The organism is Peribacillus sp. TE19612 (assembly GCF_056279465.1).
In genome coordinates this window covers 144,471-165,563 of the sequence record NZ_JBWCCL010000007.1, presented here as the reverse complement: position 1 = coordinate 165,563, position 21,093 = coordinate 144,471, and the positions used below count along the sequence as shown (strand labels likewise).

The 21,093-nt window shown below is 38.7% G+C and carries 17 protein-coding genes; 3 read left to right on the top strand and 14 right to left on the bottom strand.

What is annotated here, in order from left to right; all coding sequences use genetic code 11:
* Positions 1 to 41: 41 nt before the first annotated feature.
* Positions 42 to 1,547, bottom strand: coding sequence for a UxaA family hydrolase (locus ACZ9AO_RS14330; protein WP_476109313.1), 1,506 nt, complete (start codon positions 1,545 to 1,547; stop codon positions 42 to 44).
* 194 nt (positions 1,548 to 1,741) lie between these two features.
* Here ACZ9AO_RS14330 and ACZ9AO_RS14325 point away from each other — a divergent pair, with 194 nt between their 5' ends.
* A complete protein-coding gene (locus ACZ9AO_RS14325) occupies positions 1,742 to 2,611 on the top strand; it encodes an AraC family transcriptional regulator (RefSeq protein ID WP_251539914.1) in 870 nt (289 codons plus the stop codon).
* 68 nt (positions 2,612 to 2,679) lie between these two features.
* Here ACZ9AO_RS14325 and ACZ9AO_RS14320 read toward each other — a convergent pair whose 3' ends face one another.
* The 8 genes from ACZ9AO_RS14320 to ACZ9AO_RS14285 form a co-directional block, all read right to left on the bottom strand.
* Complete coding sequence (locus ACZ9AO_RS14320) at positions 2,680 to 3,921, bottom strand: MFS transporter (protein ID WP_476109312.1); 1,242 nt, start codon at positions 3,919 to 3,921, stop codon at positions 2,680 to 2,682.
* A gap of 155 nt (positions 3,922 to 4,076) precedes the next feature.
* The gene (locus ACZ9AO_RS14315; RefSeq protein ID WP_476109311.1) at positions 4,077 to 5,078 is read right to left on the bottom strand and encodes a LacI family DNA-binding transcriptional regulator; all 1,002 of its coding nucleotides are present in this window, start codon (positions 5,076 to 5,078) and stop codon (positions 4,077 to 4,079) included.
* 159 nt (positions 5,079 to 5,237) lie between these two features.
* The gene (locus ACZ9AO_RS14310; protein ID WP_476109310.1) at positions 5,238 to 6,074 is read right to left on the bottom strand and encodes an SDR family oxidoreductase; all 837 of its coding nucleotides are present in this window, start codon (positions 6,072 to 6,074) and stop codon (positions 5,238 to 5,240) included.
* The gene (gene uxuA / locus ACZ9AO_RS14305) at positions 6,071 to 7,147 is read right to left on the bottom strand and encodes a mannonate dehydratase (RefSeq protein ID WP_476109309.1); all 1,077 of its coding nucleotides are present in this window, start codon (positions 7,145 to 7,147) and stop codon (positions 6,071 to 6,073) included. Before uxuA ends, ACZ9AO_RS14310 begins: the two co-directional genes overlap by 4 nt.
* A 12-nt stretch (positions 7,148 to 7,159) precedes the next feature.
* Positions 7,160 to 7,780, bottom strand: coding sequence for a bifunctional 2-keto-4-hydroxyglutarate aldolase/2-keto-3-deoxy-6-phosphogluconate aldolase (locus tag ACZ9AO_RS14300; RefSeq protein WP_057277499.1), 621 nt, complete (start codon positions 7,778 to 7,780; stop codon positions 7,160 to 7,162).
* A 13-nt stretch (positions 7,781 to 7,793) separates the two neighbouring features.
* Positions 7,794 to 8,813, bottom strand: coding sequence for a zinc-binding alcohol dehydrogenase family protein (locus tag ACZ9AO_RS14295; protein ID WP_476109308.1), 1,020 nt, complete (start codon positions 8,811 to 8,813; stop codon positions 7,794 to 7,796).
* A gap of 9 nt (positions 8,814 to 8,822) precedes the next feature.
* On the bottom strand, positions 8,823 to 9,833 hold the full coding sequence (gene allD / locus ACZ9AO_RS14290; protein ID WP_251539919.1) for an ureidoglycolate dehydrogenase: 1,011 nt from the start codon (positions 9,831 to 9,833) through the stop codon (positions 8,823 to 8,825).
* 26 nt (positions 9,834 to 9,859) lie between these two features.
* Entirely contained in the window at positions 9,860 to 10,816 is a 957-nt protein-coding gene (locus ACZ9AO_RS14285; protein ID WP_476109307.1) for a sugar kinase, read from the bottom strand.
* Positions 10,817 to 11,202: 386 nt separating this feature from the next.
* Between ACZ9AO_RS14285 and ACZ9AO_RS14280 the strand changes: the two genes are divergently transcribed.
* The gene (locus ACZ9AO_RS14280; RefSeq protein ID WP_034307115.1) at positions 11,203 to 12,120 is read left to right on the top strand and encodes a DMT family transporter; all 918 of its coding nucleotides are present in this window, start codon (positions 11,203 to 11,205) and stop codon (positions 12,118 to 12,120) included.
* 414 nt (positions 12,121 to 12,534) lie between these two features.
* The gene (locus ACZ9AO_RS14275; RefSeq protein ID WP_476109306.1) at positions 12,535 to 13,320 is read left to right on the top strand and encodes a methyl-accepting chemotaxis protein; all 786 of its coding nucleotides are present in this window, start codon (positions 12,535 to 12,537) and stop codon (positions 13,318 to 13,320) included.
* A gap of 76 nt (positions 13,321 to 13,396) precedes the next feature.
* Here the strand turns inward: ACZ9AO_RS14275 and ACZ9AO_RS14270 are convergent, their stop codons facing one another.
* The 5 genes from ACZ9AO_RS14270 to ACZ9AO_RS14250 all read right to left on the bottom strand — a co-directional run bounded on the left by ACZ9AO_RS14270 (position 13,397) and on the right by ACZ9AO_RS14250 (position 20,691).
* Positions 13,397 to 14,356: a DUF4822 domain-containing protein gene (locus ACZ9AO_RS14270; protein WP_430114282.1), complete on the bottom strand. Its 960-nt coding sequence runs from the start codon at positions 14,354 to 14,356 to the stop codon at positions 13,397 to 13,399.
* 79 nt (positions 14,357 to 14,435) lie between these two features.
* A complete protein-coding gene (locus tag ACZ9AO_RS14265; protein WP_476109305.1) occupies positions 14,436 to 15,140 on the bottom strand; it encodes an ankyrin repeat domain-containing protein in 705 nt (234 codons plus the stop codon).
* Between the two features lie 267 nt (positions 15,141 to 15,407).
* Positions 15,408 to 16,094, bottom strand: coding sequence for a response regulator transcription factor (locus tag ACZ9AO_RS14260; RefSeq protein WP_476109304.1), 687 nt, complete (start codon positions 16,092 to 16,094; stop codon positions 15,408 to 15,410).
* Positions 16,091 to 17,539: a sensor histidine kinase gene (locus ACZ9AO_RS14255; RefSeq protein WP_476109303.1), complete on the bottom strand. Its 1,449-nt coding sequence runs from the start codon at positions 17,537 to 17,539 to the stop codon at positions 16,091 to 16,093. The genes ACZ9AO_RS14260 and ACZ9AO_RS14255 overlap by 4 nt, the downstream gene beginning before the upstream one ends.
* An 893-nt stretch (positions 17,540 to 18,432) precedes the next feature.
* Positions 18,433 to 20,691 carry a metallophosphoesterase gene (locus tag ACZ9AO_RS14250; RefSeq protein WP_476109302.1) on the bottom strand — a complete coding sequence of 753 codons (2,259 nt, stop codon included), beginning with the start codon at positions 20,689 to 20,691 and terminating at the stop codon, positions 18,433 to 18,435.
* Positions 20,692 to 21,093 lie beyond the last annotated feature (402 nt).

Here is a 21,093-nt window from a genome sequence, read left to right as displayed (position 1 = left end):
TATCACTCCTTTTTTTATAGCTTAATAGAAACCGTGTACTATTAGAGAATGACACCTTCTTTAAAGATGCTTATCTCCCTATATCCGAATTTTTCATTATTCGTTTTCTTTTTACCGGATGAAAGCTCAAGAATGTAATGGAATAACTCGTCCTTTAATTCATCGATCTTTTGACCTTCAATCAACCGTCCGGCATTATAATCAATCCAGTGCTTTTTACGATTGGCTAATTCTGAATTCGTAGCTATTTTTACAGTTGGCACCGGTCCGCCGAAGGGTGTTCCTCTTCCCGTAGTGAATAGAACGATATGTGCGCCGGCTGCTGCCAAAGCCGTCACCGAAATCAGATCATTTCCAGGGGAATTGATCAAATTCAAACCATGCTTCACCACTCGTTCTCCATATGGGCTTACATCCACTACAGTGGCATGGCCCCCTTTTTGCGTGCATCCAAGTGATTTTTCCTCCAGTGTACTTATGCCGCCTTCCTTGTTTCCAGGTGAAGGGTTTTCATAAATTTCTTGATCATGGCGAATGAAATACTGTTTGAAATCATTAATAAGGCCAACGATTTTCTTAAAGGTTTCTTCATCCCTTGCCCTGTTCATCAATATCGTTTCCGCTCCAAACATCTCAGGAACCTCTGTCAATATCGTGGTCCCGCCATTCTCCACGATTAAGTCGGAAACCGCACCAACCAATGGATTAGCGGTAATGCCTGAAAAACCATCTGAACCCCCGCACTTCAAGCCTATTTTCAACTTTGAAACTGGTACGGTCTGGCGTATGAACCCTTCCGCATATTCCACTAGTTCACCCATTAAGCGTAAGCCGCTCTCCAATTCATCTTGAACCTCCTGGGCTTTTAAAAATTTAACCCGACTTGGAGGAAATTCGCCTATGACTTCTTTAAATGCTTCGATTTGATTGTTCTCAAATCCTAATCCAACTACTAAAACCCCTGCTGCATTTGGATGTTGAACCAAGGCTGCCAATAGTTTCTGTGTATGGGTCAAATCATCTCCCAATTGAGAACAACCGTAGGGGTGGGAAAAGTGATGCACCCCATCAATTTGTCGATCTTTAAACTGCTCATTTCCCATTTTAGCGAGAAGTTCACATGTTTTATTGATGCAGCCTACTGTGTTGATGATCCAGATTTCATTCCGGATACCCACTTCCCCATTTTCACGGATATATCCTTGGAAGGTATGATTTTGACTGGGTTCTTTTGTATTTTGTATGCTAGGTTGATAGGAATAATCTAATATGCCATGCAAACCGGATGTCAGATTGTGAGTGTGAATCCAATCTCCAATGGAGAGATCTTCTTTAGCTTTTCCGATCGAGTAGCCAAATTTGATTACGTCCTCCCCTCGTTTAACCGGTTTCACTAACATTTTATGCCCTTTAGGAATTTCGTCATTTGCCTTGATATGGATCATTCCACTGTCTTCTGTTTGAAACTGGAGGCTCTGTCCTTTATGAATCCCCTCCAAGGAAATAACAACATCATCATTTGAATGCAATTGAACATATTTATTCATTTTATCCCTCCTTATCATGAGTAAGACGTTAAGAACCAAACGTCAATTCATTCCGAAAGCCCTTTCATTTTTCCCTTGAATTTTTTAATTTTTAAATCTATTTTAATTTTAACATCAATTTATGATATATAAATTGCGTTTTTTGCTATAAATATACTCATTCTTGTTGTATTATACTTTCAGGAGATGAACAAATGAAAAAAATTCATAATGCATTAAACCATGATTTACTCTTCCCATTTTCTTTTGTCTATCAAGATACGAAAAGTCCCCAGAATGAATTGTCCGATCATATGCATGACCATTATGAAATTGTTTATGTTTATAACGGTAAAGGGACCTTTTTTATCGGTGATGTGTTTTATGAAATGCAGCAAGGGGATGTATTCCTGATCCCGAATAATACCATTCATAGGGCATTACCGAATAAGGACGACCCTGTCACCTCCACCATTATCTTTTTCAGTCCCACATTAATATATAAAGATATGGTTGATGATTCTTTTTCATATTTACACTTGTTTGATCTGACAAAAAAGAGTAAGAATTACAAAATATCATTGCCGCAGAAGGAACAAGAAAAGTTGGAAGAACAGCTACAGCTCATCCTTCAAGAAACAACTAGCCAATTATTAGGCTCGAGGCATGCTTGTTTGCTGATCGTTCATCAGATCATACTTGATTTATACCGTATCCGGAAAAATGGCAAACAAGAATTATCCGAGGGCAAGAGCTATAGTTCAGAATGGATGAAAGATATTTTAATCTATATTAATGAACATATGGATGAACCATTGACGCTGACGATACTTGCACAAAAAGCATTGGTCAGTCCCGCACATTTTAGCAGGGTTTTTAAGGAAACGACTGGAATTGGGTTAGTCGTGTATCTAAACACGAAAAGGATCATCAAGGCAAAGGAACTTTTACTAGAAACGAATCACACCATTGCCCATATTGCCGAAATGTGTGGTTTTGAAAGCATGCCCCAATTTTATCGTACCTTTAAGAAATACAATGAAATGACACCAGCTACATTTCGAAAAGAAAATCGGATTCGCTAGGCGTGCCTAATACAAATGAAAAAAGGAAGTGTCTTCCCTTTGGGAGACACTTCCATTCTAACAATCTATTACGCAGGCTTTACTATCGGTCGTACAAAACGGATGACCGCTAGCGATGCAACAACTGCCAATCCACCTGCAAGCAAGAATGCAACTGTGTATGTGCCTGAGGTATCGACAATGTATCCTGTTAACGTCGGTCCGATGATTCCTGCTGTATTTGCCAAGAAATGCATAAAACCTCCAACAGAACCAACATTACCAGGGTCGACGACATCGTTGACGATTGCCCAGTAAATGGCACCGGTCAAATATAGGAAGAAGACGGAAAGTGCGACAAGCGTTACTGCACTGACCGTTGTGGACACAAGTCCAGCAAAACCGATACATACCGCAGATAAGAACAAACATGTTACTAGCACGAGCTTACGTGAGAATAAAACACCTTTTTGTGCGAATTTTTTATAGAAGAAATCCGACACGAATCCACCCAAAGCTAGTCCGATGAATCCAAAAATCCAAGGAATCACTGTAATGATACTCATATTTTCTACACTTAGCCCGCGTGCATCCACCAAATAGCTTGGGAACCAAGTTAAGAAAAAGAAGAGAATGTAGTTGTAAGAAAAAAAGGCTAGAGCTGTAAATAAAACCGTTTTTTGTTTTAAATAAAAGGTGAATTTCATTTTTTCTTCCGATGTTGCCGCTACATAAGATTTTCCTGTATGCTTCTGTTCTTTTGACTCTTCTGGTTTTTCTTTAACAAACTTCCACCAGCAAATCGCCCATATAAGACCAATTACCATTATGGCAATGAAAGAAACTCTCCATCCATATGAGATGGCAATGAATCCAACTATCGGACCTGCAATGGCGCCACCAAGCGGCGTCCCGCTATTCGTCAAACCAACGACAGATGCCCGTTGATTTGCCGGGAACCAGTTATTCACCATTTTATTGATGGTTGCCGAAAGAGGGCCTTCGCCCATCCCAAACAGGATGCGGATGACGATCATACTGGCAAAACCGACAGCAAGTACAAGCGCACCACTGAATAAAGACCAAACGATCATCGCCACGAAAAGCGTAAGCTTAGCTCCCCATTTATCGGATGCCATTCCTCCAAGGAAGTTAAATACGGCATAACCAACGGAAAAGCTACTAAAGATAATTCCCATCTGTGTGGCTGTTAAAGATAAATCATCTTGAATGAACGGAGCTGCAATGGACAGTGCAGATCGGTCCAGATAATTTATTACGCCTGCCAAGAACAAGAATACGATAACCATTCCTCTACCATTTGAAAACATAAAGTACCCCCCTATACATTTCTGAAAATGCAGCAGCATTTATGGAAACGTTTCCATTTAATAACCAAGAGTAAAACCTAAAGATCTTTAACTAAATCGGTTTAGAATTCCTGTAAAAAAGCGCTTCCTTTTTTACAGGAATCTTACATACATTTCTAGCAAGAATTCCTTGTAAGCAAAGTCGGTTTCAAGCGATGCACGCTTGTATCCTCTTTTCCTGTTTTATTGATTTGACTAAGCAGTAACTCCGCTGCCAAGTTGGCCATTTCAATGGCTGGCTGATTAACCGTTGTGATGGTCGGTGTATAGAAACTGGCATATGGTACATCATCGATGCCTATGACCGCTATGTCATCAGGTATATGGATTTCATGCTGTTTCATATAACGCAATACTTCATTAAGTACGATATCATTTCCTGCCAATATGGCTTGAGGCGGCTTTTCCAATTCGAAAAATTCTGAAAGCGCAAGCGGAATTTCATCTGCATTCACGGTTTTTATATATTTAGAATTGACTGGTATCCCATGTGACGCGAGTGAATCCTTATACCCTTGGATCCGTTCGATTCGAGGGCTGATATCGCGTATTATTGAAGTGGTTATGATTGCAATGTTTTCAAAACCCTTTTCAATAAACCGATCTACCGCTAACTTGGAAGCAAGGTGATTATCGAGCATGACTGTAGCAATATTCAATTCTTGTATTGTCCTATCCATGAATACAATCGGGAATTGATCACTCTTCATCCGTTGATATAAATCAAGATTGTCCCCTGTGGGGAAAATGATGATCCCATCCACTTGTTTAGCTCTTAGCATTTCAATATAATTCTTTTCCTTTTCAGGATTGTCATCCGCATTGCATACGATAATATGGAACCCTTGTTCATAAAAGTAGTTTTCTATCGCTCTAATAACTTGCGTTGAAAACGTGTGAAGGATATTGGCAACCACTACCCCAACGGTAAAAGTGGACTTTTGTTTTAAACTGCGAGCTATTATATTAGGCTGATAGTTTAACTCTTCGATTGTTTCTTCAATTTTTTTCCTGGTTTTTTCACTCATATATTCATAGCGTTTGTTCAGGTATTGGGAAACTGTGCTTTTTGATACTTTCGCGTGATTGGCGACATCAGTAATTGTAATGGTTTTCATTTCATTCATCCCTGTCGTGTGATTTCAATATATAAGGAATATTCTATTATAATAAGTAAAGCTTGACAATCACCTTCTGATGCAGTAAAAAAGTCAATTTCCCATACCATGGAACTAATTTATCACGTTAACTTGTTTGCCTTTTTATAGGAGCTGAATTCAGACGCCGGAGTATGCCATGAAACCACCATCGACCGGTACCGTAATTCCTGTGACAAAGCCCGAGTAGGATTCATCAGCGAGCCAAAGCAACGTTCCAAGTAAGTCTTCAGGCTGCCCAAAACGCTTCATGGGTGTTGAAGTTATGATTTTATTAGACCTTGCTGTCAGACTGCCATCTTCATTAAGCAGAAGATCCCGATTTTGCTTCGTCAAAAAGAATCCTGGAGCAATGGCATTCACCCGTAAACCTGCTTCGGCAAAATGTACAGCCATCCACATCGTAAAATTATTTATCGAAGCTTTGGCCGCACTGTATGCTGGCACTTTAGTCATCGGAGCGTAGGCACTCATGGAAGATACATTTACGATAACCGGTGCTTCCACTTGCAATAACTCTTTCCCAAAAACCTGACTGGCCAAAAATGTACCGGTGAAATTACTGGCAAAAACCTGGGAGAAACCATTTTCGTCTAAATCAAAAAAGGATTTCCCTTCCGCTTCTTCCCCATATTTCTCAGGAGCTATAATGGCATCAGGATGATTGCCTCCAGCTCCATTTATTAATAGATCCACTCTTCCGAACGATTCTATTATTTTTCCTCTTGCATTCTCCAATGAGGCTCTATCCAAAACGTCTGCTGCTATGGATATCGCAGTGCCCCCTTTTTGTTCAATGAGTTCCACCACTTCTTGCCCTTTTTCGGCCGATCTGTTCAATATAGCTATCCTGACACCATGACGGGCCAATTCCACAGCCATTTTCGAACATAAAACACCGCTGCCTCCAGTGATCACTGCCACCCTATTCGATAAGTTTTCATGGATGGGAATCATGATTTCCCACCTGATTTACCAGCTTCATATGCATCCCATAATCCGAGCAAATACATGATGCCCAATGCTCGGTCATATAAACCGTAACCTGGGCGACAATCTTCACCCCAAATATGGCGGCCATGATCTGGTCTGACATAACCAGTATAATTCTGCTTATTCAATTCTTCCACGACGCCCTGTATATTGATGGATCCATCCTGGGTATGATGGGATGTTTCCACAAAGTCACCATTTTCATAAATCTTCACATTTCGAATATGGGAGAAAGGCGAACGGTTTGCATACTTTTTAGCCACTTGGACCATATCATTTTCAGGGTTTGCCCCCATCGATCCAGTACACATGGTAAATGCATTCGACGGTGAGTCCGAAATCGATATCAGTTTTTCATAGCTCGATTCACCGGTGATGATTCTTGGCAAGCCAAAAATGGACCATGGTGGATCATCCGGATGAATAGCCATTTTAATGCCGCAAGCCTCGGCAACAGGTAATATTTCTTTAAGGAATATTTCAAGATTGACCCATAGTTGCTCTTCATCGACAGTTTTGTAAGCTTCGAATAATTCAGAAATTCGATCCATTTTTTCTGGTTCCCAACCTGGTAAAGTTAAATCGGAAGCTTCCGTCACAGTACGAATCAAATCTTGCGGTTCTAACGTATCCACTTTCGCCTTTTCATAAAATAGGGCAGTTGAGCCATCTTCCAAAGGATGGAACATTTCCGTACGAGTCCAATCAAAAATCGGCATGAAGTTATAGCAAATGACTTTCACTCCAGCTTCCGAGAGATTTCGGATCGTCTCTTTGTATTTCTCAATATATATCATGCGGTCTTCGTTACCCAATTTAATCGATTCATGGACATTTACACTTTCTACAACATCCGTGTGAAAACCAAATGATTGGATATATTCGATTTCTTCTTTAATTTCTTCCTTTTCCCATACCTCACCAACAGGTTTTTGGTGTAGTGCCCAAACAATCCCTTTCACACCAGGAATCTGTTTAATGTGCTCCAATGTAACGGTATCATTGTCTTTCCCATACCATCTAAATGTAATGTTCATCATGCACCTCCGTCATTCCGAAATCTTTTGCATATATTTTCCGCTTAATTCCACTGCTGCTTCATAGCCGCCATTTTGATAGGCTTTGTTCAAATCACTGCCAATCCCGATTGCTACCGCACCTGCATTCAGCCAGTCCTTCATGTTATCCAAATTAATTCCGCCGGTTGGCATGATTCTTACATTAGGCAGTGGACCATTAACCGACTTGATGAAGGAAGGTTCAAAATGGTTTGCCGGAAATAACTTCAAAACATCACAACCTGCTTCCATTGCCGTAGCCATTTCTTTGATTGTCATGCAACCAGGCATATAGGGAATGCCGTATCGATTACAAAGTTCGGCTACTCCATTGACAAAATAGGGACTGACGATAAAATTGGCACCAGCTAAAATCGCATGTCGAGCCGTTTCAGAATCAAGTACCGAACCTGCTCCTAAGAGTGCATCCGTATTCTGCAGTTCATTGAAAGCTTCTTCAATTCCCGGTGTTGTATAAGTCAATTCTATTGCCCGAACACCGCCTTCCACAGCTGCTTTAGACAGTTGTGCCGCTTCCTTTGCATCCTGTCCCCGGATAACAGCTACAACTTTCGTTTCCTTTATTCGATGAATGATTGAATGTTTGTCCATAAACTGCCCCCCTTTAATTAAAAACGATGATCGCTTTTCGAACTTGTTCGGGATGATTTTCCACAAAATTAAATGCTTCCTGGATATCATCCAGCGAAAATGTGTGGGTAATTAAACCTTCTTGTCTGAGTTTTCCTTCATTTAAAAGTTTAACTACTTTTGGGAACTGATTGGTTTGCAACCTAGATCCTTTAACCGAGACTTCCTTTTTAGTGATTGGGAGTTGGGAAACTGATGCTGCCCGTTCATCAAAACCGAGTACGACAATCCGGCCCGCCGTTGATACGACATCAAAGGACAATTCAAATGTCATCGGCAAGCATACTGCATCAATGACGACGTTGGCACCTTCTCCATTCGTCCATTCTTCCACTCGTTTTTGAACATCTTCTTTTCCCGCATGGACGGTGATATCGGCGCCGCTTTCTTTAGCGAATTCCAAACGCTCCTCACTTAAATCCGTGATCATCACTGATGCTCCTTGAAGCTTTGCCATCTTTAATATGCAAATCCCAATAGGCCCAGCTCCCTGGATAAGCACTGTTTCCCCTTCCTCCACTTCACCTCTCCAAACGGCCTGTGCTCCGATTGTATATGGCTCAGCCAATACTATTTCTTCCCAAGCCAACGCGGAATCCACAACATGTAATTGTTTCTCGGGAAGGACGAACCATTCTCTCAAACCACCATCTTCATGTACGCCAAAAACGGACAGTTTTTCACAAACATTTTGGCGGCCTTTGCGGCAGGCGTAACACTTCCCGCAGTAACTGATGGGCTCAATAACAACATGGTCCCCAACTTTTATGCCCACGACGCCTTGTCCAATCTCCACAACTTCTCCCGCTACTTCATGCCCGACGACTCGCGGCAGCGTAGCAAGAGGATTCGTACCATGGTAAATATGCATATCCGATCCACAAATCCCGACTCTTTTTACTTTTACAAGGACATCCGTCGAGTTCGAAATCCGTGGTTTTTCAACTTCTTGTATGATAAGTTCATGAGCTTTCCGTACTTGAACCGCTTTCATTTCTCCCACCTACTTTGTAAGAAATTCATAAACACTTGATGCTATCGTAATACCATGTTTCAGGTTTTTTTCTTCATTGATTTGTTCAATCTCACCCGGTACATATACGCGATCGAACCCTGGAGCAGGTTCAACCTGTTTCAGCTCTTCAATCATTTGATCCATTTGCTCTAAAAATATATCAGTATCTGTAAAGAATGAAGGATTAATTACACAAAAATAATGCCCCAGCTTCCGTTTCTTATCAAGATCGTCATACATTTTCCCAATGTGCGGGCCAAATGCCGCACCGGCCAATAATCCAGAAAACACATCTACAATTATCGATAGACCATAGCCTTTCGGGCCTCCGAAAGTGGAAAGGGAAACGACTTTATTCGGATCCGTGACTGCAGCTCCATTTTCATCGACACCCCACCCTTCAGGGATTTCCTTTCCTTCTTCGCGTGCCTGGAGAATTTTCCCCCATGCAACATTGGATGTTGCCATATCAAGAATATAGGGTTTCTTCGTTTTGGCAGGAACTCCGTAAGCGATTGGGTTGGTACCAAGAAATGATGTTTTCCCCCCGAACGGGACCACAATTTTATCGGTATGTGACATCGCGATGCCAATCAACTTTGCATCAGCGGCTTTTTGAACGAAATAACTTAGTGCTCCGCAATGGCTGCTATTAAAAACAGTCACCATGCCCACGCCATTTTCTCTAGCCATATCGATTGCATGGTCCATGGCCACGTCGCTGATCACATGCCCAAATCCATCATCTCCATCAATTACACCGGTAACGGGCCCTGTCTTTTGGAAGGAAATCTGGGCTTCGGGATTTATACCCCCTGCCTGTAAACGGTTCACATAATGCTCTGTTCGCAAAACACCATGGGAATTGACATTTCTGAGATCAGCATGAACCAATACTTCCGCAATTTTCCCGGCAGTTTCTTCATTCAAACCCACTTTGGTCAGCTGCTGTATAACTAATCGTTTTGCTTCCTCGGCTTGTATCGTTACTGTTGCCATTTTCTCTCCCCATTTCTTTCAGTCTACTATCTTTCTATTACAGTCTCATTCTGTATGAATGGCATTACTTCATCCAAATATGGTAATCCTTCATTGTCCCCTGCAACAGTGGTGACAAGAGCTCCTACAGCATTTGCGAATGCCAATCTTTCATCAATTGATAAACCATTAAGGTATCCGTAAATATAACCGGCATCATAACCATCTCCCGCACCAACTGTATCTACAGGTATTACAGGGAAAGCTTCTTTTTCATGCCATTCACTTTTGGTATATAGTTTTGAACCTTGTTTCCCGTCCTTAATGACAAGCTGATCAATAGCATTCACCTTCGCGAATTCAGCCAAAGATTCTTTTGAGTCAGTACCGATGATCAATCTTATTTCATCTAAACCTGTAAGCAAAATATCAACATATGGAAAAATATCATAGTAAACTGATCTTGCTTCCTCGATGGACCATAGCTTTAAGCGGATATTCGGATCAAAAGAAACAGGTATATTTTTTTGTTTTGCAATTTCCATTACCCTCTTGGCAATGTTGACATTTTTCGGATCTATAGCCAAAAATACTCCAGTAAGGTGGACTATATCAATCCCTTCAAACATCTTCTCTGTTATATCTCCAGGCTTTAAAGTTAAAATGGGAGATTGATAGCGGTAATAAAATGTCTTTCCGGAACCATCTTCCCGAATTTCTTTAAAGTTAAGAGATGTTGGATATCCATTTACATAGGCCACATCACTCATGTCCACGCCTTCCCCACGAGCGAAATTATAAATAACTTTACCGAACTCATCCTTGCCTAAACGGCTTATCCATTTTGACCGCAAGCCTAGCCTGGCACAGCCAATCGCAAAATTCAGTTCAGCGCCTCCTACTTTTCGCTCAAAACGGTTAACGAATCTTAAAGGTCCTGTCTCTTCCGGATTTAGCGTGATCATGGCGTCGCCCAGCGTTAAAACACCATATTTTGATGACAATACAGTACCTCCTTCTTGCGAACATTCACAAATGGAAACAAAAACATTTGATCATATCACTTTCATTATGCTTATTAGCTAAATCGATTTAGTTATTTACTAAACCGGTTTGGTAAATCATAAGGAAATTGTAAATGAAAACCCTATCAAAAACAATAAAAAAGTTTGATAATTTTTAATTTTATTTTTATTCCATACTTTTTCATATGATATTTCAGCTAAATTTACGACAAAAGACCATATTATGGAAAACGAAGAAGAACTGTTTCATCTTTAAATGATTGACAGTTTCAGATTTTTTTCGATCAAATTTACTCTTTGCTATTAATTTGGGAGAAAGTTGTATAATATATCAATTGTTAAATAAGTTTGAAAGGTTGTTTGGAATGAGTTTTTTGAAAATATACATCTTACTTACCGGAATAATGATTACATGGGGGTTAAATGTCTCAGTTATTAAAATTTTAGTTGCGCATACGCAGCCCGTAACGATAACATCTATGAGAATTTTTACTGCTTCTCTTATCGTCATTATTATCCTTTTCTTCTTTGGACTAATACGCCTTCCTAAAAAAAGTGAACTTTTTTACGTTTTTGGAGGAGCACTTTTGAGTGTCGTTTTTCATCATTATTTTTTAGCTGAGGGATTGACGAAGACTTCCGCCTCGAATGCTGGATTGATTTTGGGCATGGGGCCAATATTGACTGTCATTTTGACCATGATTTTCTTTCGAAAAAAACCTACGTTAATCAAGCTGCTTGGCTTTATATGCGGTTCCCTGGGTGTGAGTTTTACCGTTATGGCAGGAAGCGGAGGAATTCATTCTATTAATCTTGGGGATGTGGATATTTTGCTTTCCATTCTTTCACAGGCATTGAGTTTTATCCTCATTAATAAAGCCTCAAAAACAATGGATCCACGATTATTAACCGGCTACATGATGCTGATCGGGTCTTTTATTCTTTTTGCTATCAGCTTATGGAAGGAACCAGAGGGCTTATCTTCCCTGGCAACCGCACCGCCATCCATCTGGGGAGCTTTCTTTTTCTCCGCTATTTTTGCCACCGCCCTCGGGCACATGAGCTATAATTATGCCATTGGTAAGGTAGGCGCAGCCGAATCATCCATATTTCTTAACTTAAACACCTTATTCTCTTTGTTAGGGGCAGCATTTTTCCTTAATGAAGCCCTTGTGCCTGCACATTTCATCGGACTTATCTTCATTGTTTCAGGAGTATTGCTTGGCTCTGGTGCAATTGAAATATGGATTCTCCAAAGGAAAAATAAACGTTTATCTGCCTAGCGGCTGGAGCAGAACCTAGATTTCGCGACTTTCTATGTAACATACTAACAGATCCTACGACACTGCCATTCTTATAAAAATGGCAGTATCATGGGGTCTTATTTTTATTGTCCATCCCTTCTTCCTTTAAGATTCTGCTTTAACAAAAAAGTTTAAAACTCCACCCGGAGGTTTTAAAAAGGACTCATTAAATAAATTTAATTATTACCTATATATAAAACATGGTTAATATATAACACGGGGAAGGAATAAATAAAGATGAATAAACTCAGTACAAAAATAGGTTTTGTTCTTTTAACAGGCATGATCATTACATTAATTGGAAGTTTATTATTAATGTATAAAAGTACAAATGATACGGTTGAGAAAACAATCGCTATGAGCAGCTTAGACATTTGAGCTGCGGAAGTACAATTGCACAGAAGTGAAGAATCATCGAGGGTCATCGAGGAAATGACCATAGGTATACAAAGAATTGCCGAAGCTTCTTCAGAAGTCAGCGAACAGACAAATCATGTTTCAACTAGGATGTCCATTGGAAATGAAGATATAAATGAACTCTCAAATCAAATTCTGCAAGTAAAAGATGTGATGCTGCAAACAAGTTCAAGAATAAAGAATTTGGACGAACAAGCAAATGAGATTGTGAATATTGTACATGTAATTACAGGAATTGCCGAGCAAACAAACCTGCTATCACTAAATGCGGCAATTGAAGCTGCTAGAGCCGGTGAACAAGGTAAAGGTTTTGCAGTGGTATCAAACGAGGTACGGAAATTGGCAGTGGGCACGAAGGAATCTGCAATCCATATTCAAGAGTCCCTGCTTCATTTTAAATCCATCATAAATGAATCAGTGAAAATGATGGAAACTGGAACTAATGAGGTAGAAGAAGGGACAAAATTTGTGCTGAATACAAGAGAAACTTTTAAACAGACTATAAAATCTTTTGAGCATGTTAGTGATCAGATTCAAGAAATATCAGCCATTACAGAGCAGATGGCAGCAAGTTCTCAGGAAATCAATGCTTCGATAGAAGATTTTGCAGGGTTGACAAGGGAAACGGCAGTGGCTTCAAAGCAAGTGGCACAATCAACCGATCAACAAGCCAAATCCATGGAGGACATTTCCTTCTCCACCTCCTCAATGGTAAAGCTCGCTAATGACCTGGAAACATCTGTTGAACGGTTTAACGCTTAAACATCTCTAACCACCACTCTATTACTATAACAAGAAAGGGATTTTGCTATTCATGCAAAATCCCTTTCTTACTATTTTACTTAGTTGATTTTAGTTTCAAATCACCTTCATAAGGTATATGTTCCACTGTTATCGTTATATCTTTTCCCTCTTTATCTTTACCGATTCGTTTATAAGTGAATTTATTTTCATTAAGCTCTGTAAGTTCAAGAACTGCGCCATATTTATTTTCCCCTAGTGAAACATGTGCTCTTATCTTATTTCCGTGAACAACATCGTAATAGCCGTAATCACCACGGCTTTCACCGGTTTTAGCATCAAAAAATTCATACTTATTTGTTTTATCATCATATTTTGCAAGACCTAAATAATTCGAGTTATAGCTTGATACATCATTTCCCTTTTCATCCAATGCCACTGTTCCTTGCCATGGGGTGCTTGATAAAATTTTATCTCCATCAACATCTGTTTCTACGTCTCCTGTGTAAGTTTCCAAATTTTTGTCTGGATCTGTAAAGGAAAGTTCTGTTTCCTTATAAGGAATATGATCAACAAACACCTCTACGTCATTTCCATTAGCATCTTTACCCATTCTTTTATAAGTAAACATATCCTTATTCAGTTCTGTTATTTCAACAACGGCCTGGTAACCCATCGATTCTGAAATTAACACTCGCATCTTCCCATTGGTAATAAAGAAAGTTCCCTTATCACCACGACTTTCTTTTGTATTTTTATCAAAAAATTCATATCTGGATGTTTCATCGTCATATTTTGCGAGACCAATAAAGTTAGCATTCTCCTTTGTTAAGTCATTATTATTCTTATCATAAACTTTTGTACCTTGCCAATTCGTGCCACTAAGAATATTAGTCAATTCCTGGCCTGCTGTTAACTTATTTTCTTGTTTACTTTCTTTGGCAGTTTGTTCCTGCTTCTGTGCACTATGACTGTCTTGTGCGTTTGTGTTACATCCTGTTAGAGCCAATGTTAATCCAAGTAGTATAGATGATGAAATTTTTGCTTTTTTGTTCATTTTTTCGTCTCCTCATATCTTATTGTGATTTTAATTAATTAGCGGTGCAATTGACATTACAAAATGAAAGTATCGCAATCTAGTATTTTGCTCCTGCTGTTAATAAAATTTGTTCAATCTCTTTAAATCCTTTTTCGCGGGCATGTTGTAAAGGGGTCACATTATTATTATCAGGAATGTTGACACCTGCACCATGATCTATTAACAATTGCACTGTTCGCTGCTGTTTTCCATCACCATCATTCAAAATGATAGCTTCTAGCAAAGCTGTCCAACCAAGATCATTTACATGATTCACATCAATATCAGTTTTAGTTAGGAGTTCTTTAATAACCTCTACATATCCATGTTCCGAAGCAGGGATTAAAGCCGTTCCTCCATAACGGTTGGTTATGGACGGGTCGGCACCTGCTTCAATCGCAAGTTTAAGTATATCTAGATAACCTTCAGCACCGGCATACAAGAAGGGGCTATTTTTCATGTCATCCTGAATGTTGACGTCTGCACCCGCTTCAATAAGGATTTTTGCAGACTCTGCATCGTTGTTATAAGTCGCAATCATAGTGGCGGTTCGCCCTGCCGAGTCCTGTGTATTAATATCTGCACCTTCCTCAACCAAACTCCTTATTCTTTCCGTTTCTTTTCGTTCTACTACTTGAATCAGTAATTCATTCATTCCCTTTCCTGACTCCTTTTGCTGTTTATTTGGCTCTTTTTCGCTATCTAAGACACACCCTTGAAGGATGAATAGGCATCCGATGACAATCGTTAGCCGTCTCCACATGAAACACACCATCCTTTCATCTGCCCAAATGGATTTTCCGTCATCTTGATGCACCATAAATGACTTGTGCTATAAATGTGTTTGAGGTAGCATGAGTATTTTTCTCCCTTATATTTTTTAGTTACCGATCCGTCTCCATTATATTAGTGCTTAATCTTAAACTCCCTCTAAAAAATTTCTTAAAAATTGATTAACTTATTCATAAAGTTTCTTAAGGTTTTATAAAAAAATCCCGTCACCTTCGTGACGGGTCATAAAATATACTAATTAAACATTAAAGCGATACCCTGCTCCCCAAACAGTTTCCAAAAATTTAGGATGTGCAGGATTTCTTTCAATTTTTTCACGTAGTTTCCTGATATGGACAGTGACAGTTGAAACATCCGCAGCCGATTCCAATCCCCAAATATTTTCATAAAGCTGCTCTTTACTTAATACTTGATTCGGATGCATGACAAAAAACACTAAAGTATCGAATTCCTTTGTTGTAAACGGGACCACCTCCCCGTTTATGTGAACCCTGCGTGCTGACTTATCTATTGAAATTCCATGGACATAGATTGAATTAGATTTGGGGTGACTTCCTGATAAACGTTCATAACGCGCTAAGTGTGCTTTCACTCTTGCAACTAGTTCACTTGGACTAAAGGGCTTTGTAATATAATCATCTGCCCCTAAACCAAGCCCCCGAATTTTATCAATATCTTCCTTTTTGGCGGATACAAACAATATCGGAATATTATGGACAGCACGTATTTGTTTGCATATCTCAAATCCATTCAATCCTGGAAGCATGATGTCCAAAATGATTAAATGATAATTTCCTTGAAGGGCCTGTTGGAGACCTGCATCACCAGTGTGTTGAATATCGACACTAAAATCACTAATTTCCAAATAGTCCCTTTGTAATTCAGCAATACTGACTTCGTCTTCAATAAGTAATATCTTTTTCACATTTCCTCACCTTTCTTTATGGAAAAGAATACACTTGTACCTTTTCCTATCTCACTGGTAGCCCAGATATCTCCTCCATGCTCGTCGATAATTTTTTTTGCGATTGCAAGTCCTAAACCACTTCCACCTGTCAGGGAATTCCTAGATTGCTCAGCCCGATAAAAGCGGTTAAAAATATAAGGCAAAGCGGAAGATTCTATTCCATAGCCATTATCTGTTACTTGTACTACTACATCATATAGTCCTTCATGCAGAGAAATGGAAATGTGTTTTTCATCTTTATTCATATACTTTACACAATTGCTGATCAGGTTGGCCAATACGCGTTTCAGTTTCTCTCTATCCGCAGACACGTATATCGGTTTATACAGCTGTTGAAGTTCAATTTGTATTCCTTGTTGAAGTAAATCCAGTTGAAGCTCTTCTACGTAGTCTTTCAAATATTTATCCATTCTGACCGTCTCAAAAGTGAAAAGTTCCTTTTTTAAATCCAACTTCGAAAATAAAAACAATTCATCTATCAATGAATCCATATCCCTTGCTTTCAGGTATACCGTCGATAAATACTTTTCCATTTTCTGCGGGGTGTTTGCTACTCCGTCTTTTATCCCCTCAACATATCCCATAATCGAAGTGATGGGTGTCTTCAAATCATGGGAAATATTGGAAAGAAGTTCTTTGCGATTTTCCTCATACTGAAGCTGAAGGTTTACGGACTCTTTTAACTTTTTTCTCATTTCCTCAAATTCCCTATTCAATTGTCCGATTTCATCATTCGAAGTCGCTTTGATTTCAAAGTTTAAATCTCCTGATTTTATCCGCTCCGCTCCCTCTTTAAGTATTGAGATAGGTTTGATGATGCTTCTTGAAACTAAATAATTTAAAAGTCCAATAATCATTACAAACAGTAATAACAATAGGCCGAATAAAATGGGAAATGACTCCCGAATCAGCTCGGCATAGGAACTTGCCTTTCTCATGACAAAAATGCTTCCTTCACTTTTATCCGAAAAATAAAAATCAAATTTCACATAAGTGAAAAAAGAGTCTTTCATTTTGATTGTGTCCCGTGTATTGATGTTCGTTTCTTCGAACATGGGAAGTGATTGAACCAAGCCTAGCTTATCAAGTGCGGGGGACGCATACTCAATGTCATTAACTTTTCTAACGACAATCTCAATATCCCCATGTTCAATCTTCTTCAGCTGCTCTTCGTTCAGAAGCTGTTCAGGGTTATTTTTTGCCAAAAGCTTTAAATCGAGAAACACACTTTCTTCTGCTGCAGTCAAAGGTTTTTGGAGATAAGAGTTTTTATATAGATGCTCTATCGATTTTACATCACCTGTTATTGCAAAAATAAGTAAAAATCCAGCCGCTAAAAATAAAGTGATGGAAATAAGAATTACGCCAACATAGGACAACAGAAACCTCATTTTAATTGACAAATATTTTCACCCCGTATCGATCTCCCGTTTTCTCTTTTATAGAAGAGTTCACCGTTTATCTGCTGTTACTGCATTTCCATGAATAATTTTCTTAGAACTTAAAAAAACATATCACACAAATCTTAAAATTTTCTAAAATACTTGGAAAAAATCCTATTCTATTTTAGATCTATATTTTTTTATTTGAAAAACTAAATGCTAAAATCCGCTTTCTTACCGCCTACTGTCTGTCAAACCTCCTCGCCGCAAACATCTAGCGGGGTATCGAATAGCCAATTATTAGGCAGGGGTGACGCATATTTCTTCAATTTTTTTGAGGTTTCATAAAACAATAAGAACCATGAAGAGCGAGAAAACGTTACAACTTGATTTCAGAAATCCGCTCCCTTTCCGCCGTCTCGGCTAGCCATTTTTTCGGCAGGAGTGTAGCATATTTCTTCAATCCCATTGGGTTTTCAGTATTAAACAATAAAAAATCATGCTGTATAACCAAGTCTTCATTTAGTTTACCTGTGGTTTTTTAATTTATGAAAGTTTCAGATGATTTACGAAATCAGCGCCTTTTCGCCGACTGTTTATCAAGCTTCCTCGACGCAAGCATCTAGCGGGGTCCCGGCTAAGCTTGTTTTTTGTTAAAATATTTTTTAAACACCTTTTATAATAATGATATTATTTATAAATTATCCAAAAATTATATATAGCTGCACTTCAGTACTTATCATTAAAGATACGAAATTAATTAGACGAAACCTTTATCAAGCACACGGAAAAGATCTTGCAGGTTTATTAGTTTACTATTTGTCCCGATTTGTGAGACATAGAAAAAAGCGAACTTCCCCTTAAGGAAAGTCCGCTTTTTACAAATTTCAAGAAAAGTTCACCTGTTCTTCTCATTAATTTGGCGAGACGATCATTTGGTCATCCAATCTAATTTCGTCAATCGACCAAAACCAATTATTTTTCGCATTATGCATTCTCCATTGTAATTTCATAGAAGATGCATCTTCAGGAACCTTAATCGATTTAACTTCATACTTATTCAAAACATGTCCATTTTTATTATCCGAAGCTGCTTTATTATCATAAACGAGAACTTGTTGTTTTTCCCCATTATCAAAGACAGCAGTTACTTCAGCTGTTTGTGTTCCTTCTTGTTTATAGTGAGAAGCAAATCCTACGTATAGATCTTTTGCACCCTCAACTTTTACAGAAGGGGAAGTTAATGTACTATCAAAAAAGCCTTTTGATGCTGGTGAACCGTTATCATCCCATTCATCAGGATCCGCTACTGCTATAACACCTTGTCCAAGTTCAAATTTGCTACGATCTTGGTCTTCCGCTTTTGTCCAAAATTCCTTTGTTGTGAAGCTCCACCCTTGCCACTCCTCTGTACCAGCTGGCATATTCGAGCTATTTGTAACCGACCAGCCGTTAGGAGCTTTATGGCTCCAACCGAGAATGGAACTTGGAATGTTTTCATTCACTGCTGGCTTTAATGCAGAGTCCAATTGGTCAAAACTTTCTCCAAGCATCATGTTGACGAATATATTTATATTCTTGGAGCCAATTATTTGGCCTCCCTCGTAAGCAGTAATCGTGAATTGTGAAGAACCGGAACTTTCTTTACTAGGTATAGCTTTTATTGGCAAATTCTTTTCTTCAGATCCTGAAAGCTCATATTCAAGTTCATTGTGCTCCACACTCCACCCTTCAGGTGCATCAACTTTAATTTTTCCTTTTACACTATCATTTCCAAAGTTTTTCATCTTCACTTGGAGTGTAGTCGATTCACCTGTCGTTACTAAAGAAGGCGAAGCTTGTGCAGAGACCATTTCCAGTGCTTTTGTCTGACCATCAGCCAGTAACGCCTTTTTACTGCTATTGTTAAATGAATCCAGTGCTTGTACCTTAATTTCATAATCTGTACCTGGCTTAAGTCCGGCTACAGGGAACTCTAAATTCTTTGGCACAGGATCTTGATAGAATTCAGAAAATGCGGTGAAATCTGCGTCTAGTTCCCCTGTTACCTTGTTTTTAGCCGTTATGTGATAAGAATGTACGAGCACGTTATCTTTCGCCTGTGGAAATGTCACATTTAAACTTCTTAGTGTCGATTTTTCTTTTACAATCGAAGCCTTGTCTTTACCTGCAAAAGACGGTGGCAACTGATCTCGGTCGTCTGTATATTTAAATTTATTTTTTTTAGAAGGATTTTTTATTACCCATGGTTTTCCTGTCCAATCGTCTTTATGAAAATCACGTTTTTTAATGATAACTTCATTATTATAAACTTCTACAATCATTCCTTGACTAATATCACGATATCCTTCTGGATGAAACCCTTGAAGTTTGCCCGGTTCCAATTCCAAATAACTTACAGAAGACGTGCCAACAGACGTAAAGTCTTTTTGATGAATCGTTCTGGGGTCTTCAAGTGGATAATGAGAATGGCCTGAAAAAGTAATAACTTGTGGATGTTTCTTTAATGTATCATATAAAAGTTCTTTATTTTCCTGAGTCCCCCACAAGTCACTTCCATATACAGTGTCTTTAATGTGTTGATGAAGAAAAACAAAGATTGGTTGGTCCGGATTCTCTTTTTCTGCTGCAGCTAACTTTTCACCCAGCCAGTTTATTTGATTAACAGAATATAAACCATGCGTATTACCATTTTCGGGACTTAACGTAATAAAATCATATCCATTTACTTTTTTATGATAGTAAAGTGAATCCATTCCTGATTTCTCGAGAAAACGATCTTGTGCTTTTTCAACGGAAAGTCCATTCCAATAATCATGGTTTCCCATTGTAAACATGGGTTGGACATCAGCTTGTTTCTTCTCATTATAAATGGAGAAGAACTTATCATATTCAGTAGCGTATCCATAGTCCGTTAAATCCCCAACGACAACAAAAGCATCCTGTTTAGGCGCAGCTTTGTTTAATTGATCCATGGCTGTTCTAAACTTGTTCATATCAGCAGTTGATCCATCATCAATATGTACATCACTGATTACAGGAAAAACGAGCTCCGGTTTACGTTTATTTTCTGAATTTGAAGATTCCGAGAATGCTTGTACACTTGATAAAGAAGTTGTTAATCCTACCGTTACAACTGTCAACATTGCAGCAAATTTATTTTTCGCTTTCAAAATCAATTCCTCCTACTTATCGTTTAGCCCCATACATTATGTAATCATTTTACAAAATGACAAATAGCCTCCTCATTTTTAAATTTTTAGGTAATTACCAATTAAAATACTACCTTTGCATTATTAATAAAATATAAGCACAATGTAATTTATCTATTAATAAATCAAAAAAAGGCCTATGGCCAGTATTCGTTCCATTAATGGGAATGGGGTACTATCCCTTCACTACGTACGTACCCATAAAATGGTAAGATTTATACAGGTGGTAAATGATTCCAAAGTGCATAGAAACACCAATTTTTGTATGTTAAAGTCTAGAAGAAGGAAAGGGGAGAGAATGTTATAAAAAAATTATTAAATATTGGGTTGGCAGTAACACTTGTTTTTGGACTGTTTTTTGCG